Raw genomic sequence first — 2,666 nt, forward strand, 5'->3', positions numbered from 1 at the left:
TTCCCAGGCAAGCGGCGCATTTTCGGCATTCACCGGCGCGAGACTGGTGATACGACTGACGAGGCCGGAATTGGCATTGCCAATGGCGTGCACCATGCGGGTCATGTAGGCGGGATTGACGAGGGTCAGCGACTTTCCGTTCGAAGCGGTCACGTCGCGATCGCGCACATCAAGATATGGGTTGGGCCGCAATGAATCCATGACCTCGACGTACACGCCGCCAAGACGGGTCGCCCAAGTCCTGTAGGCGACATCCTTCTCGAAGGCGGCCCGGGCCTCGATCACGGCCATGTCGGCCATGCTGTCCCGATCGGCGCGCAGGGCCTGGCCGTGCAAAAACGCCACGAAAACACTCCAGGCGCACAGGGTCGCCCCGCTCATCAGGACCGCGCTCCGAACACGTCGGGCAAAAGATCCATGCTCCATCACCAACCTCGCTTGGCGTGCGCCACTTCGACACATCGGAACGCATCACCGTATTCCAGGCAGCGTTGATAAAGGATCCGGCCGGACGTCCACTCGCGCGAAGCGGACGGTCGGACGCGAACCGCCGCCGTGACGGCGGAAAAAGATCAGGCGTCCATTCCACCCTGCTCGCGCAAAAATGCTCCCAGGGCCATGTCCTCGGCCAGAACATGATCCAGGGTCCATTTCTTCAAATGCAGGCTCAAAAATTGCCGACCGGCCTTGAACAAATCCGGCTTCATCCGCTGAATCTCGTCCAAGAGATGGGCATGGGCCATGTCGTGCCGGGCCCGATCCGGGTAACCATGCTCTTCCATGAGCCGATGCTCGGTCATGAAATGATAGGACGTGAACTCGACCAGTTCCGTGAACCGACGCTCCATTTCCAAGGCGTCGCCACCGGCGCGGGCGACCTCGGCCAACCGGTTGACCAACTCCACCATCCGCCGATGCTGGTCGTCGATGACGCCGACACCGACCACATGTTCCGCTCCAAGGGTGATCGCCCCGTCGTCGTCCCCGGGGTCCCCAGCGAAAACGAAACGATTTTTGCCGCCCTTCTTGCTTCGGTACATGGCCGTGTCCGCCGCCATGAGCAGATCGTCCATGTCCGTGCCATTGTCCGGACACAGGCTGATGCCGATGCTCACGCCCACGCGGCAGGACAACACCGGAGACAGGGCAATGTCCTCCCCGACCACATCGAGAAGTTTTTGCGCCACGGCGGCCGCGCCATCACGTCCGCCGATGTCCTGCAGAATGAACACGAATTCGTCACCGCCCATGCGGGCCACGGTATCCGCCCCCCGCACGGTGGCCACGAACCGCTCGGCCACGGTCTTGAGAACAATGTCGCCAGCATCGTGGCCGTGTTCGTCGTTGACTGCCTTGAAGCCATCCAGATCAGCGAATAAAATGGCGAAATTCTTTTGACTCCGCCGCGCCGCCGAAATCGTCTGGGCCAAGCGGTCGAAAAAAAGCGCCCGGTTGGGCAGGCCGGTCAGTCGGTCGTGGTAGGCCAGATTGCGCAGATGTGTTTCCGCTTCGCGCCGCTCGGTGATGTCATGGGCCGCGGCGAACAGAAAGTCGCCATGGGCAACCACGGACCATTCCAGAAAGCGGTACGTGGCGTTTTTATGGAGGAAGCGGGCGACAAAACCCGAGACCCCGTCACCCGGCCCCACGCCGCCGAAGACATTCTCCCCCGATTCCCGGTCCTCGGGATGGATGAGGTCAAAGACCGATCGCCCTTCCAATTCCGAAACGCGATAACCCATGTTTTTTTCCCAAGCCGGATTCAAACGCCTGAACAATCCGCCCATGTCAACCAAGGCCAACAAATCCGGAGCAATGGAAAAAAAACTCTCCAATTCTGCCTGCGCCGCCCGCAACTGGCCCTCGGATCGATTGCGCCAACGCTGGGCAAGAAACAACCCCACGCCCCCAACGATGATCATGACGGCGTACAGGGCAAGATGAACCCGCAGGCTGGTCCTCCAAGTACTCAAGGCGGCATTCAAATTGCGGCCCACGCCGACAACCAGGGGGTGATCCATGCCCAGCTGTCCGGGCTGGACGGAATGCAGGGCCATGAAGGATTCTTCCTTGGTGGCGAAAACCTCTCCCTCGTAAAACGAACTCGCGCGGCCACTGGCCATGTGCTGGAAAAAAAACGCGCCGGGCCGTGCCAGATTCTTGCCCAGCATGGCCGCCCGCAAGGGTTCCCACACAAAAAGCGTTCCATCGCCATGGATGATGGCGGCCCAGGTATCCGGCGCATCGAGAACGGCATGCAAGGCAATGCCCAGGGTCTTGGGATCGAGACTGGCCGAGACCACGCCGATAAATTCGCCGTTGGGGTCGACGATGGCCCGGGAAATGTTGATGAGCCAGGAACCGAGCACGCCTTGATACGGAGAACTGACAAAAAGGACATCCGGCCGAGGATTGCTCCGTGGAACCTGAAAATACGGCCGTTGCGGAAAGTCGCGGCCAACAAAGGCATCCTGGCTTGACGCAACGGCTCGCCCCGCCGCGTCGAGAACGATAAAGGTACGCACCCCGGTCATGGCCCCGGCCAGTACCTTGAGCCGGTTGCGAAGGACGGGGGTGGAACGGGGACCGACGCGCCAATCCGAGGGGAGGCTGGAACGGATATTGTCCAGGGCCAGGACGATGCCTCCCAACTGATGTTCAACAAC

General features: G+C 60.9%; 2 protein-coding genes. Both read right to left on the reverse strand.

Annotated elements, in window-relative coordinates; genetic code table 11:
• A partial coding sequence (locus EOL86_13475; GenBank protein ID NCD26586.1) for a DUF3365 domain-containing protein occupies positions 1-462 on the reverse strand: 462 nt, incomplete at its 3' end.
• A gap of 110 nt (positions 463-572) precedes the next feature.
• Positions 573-2,666 (reverse strand): diguanylate cyclase (locus tag EOL86_13480; GenBank protein ID NCD26587.1); only part of this gene is annotated, 2,094 nt, incomplete at its 5' end.

Source organism: Deltaproteobacteria bacterium, assembly GCA_009930495.1.
Lineage (GTDB): Bacteria > Desulfobacterota > Desulfovibrionia > Desulfovibrionales > Desulfomicrobiaceae > Desulfomicrobium.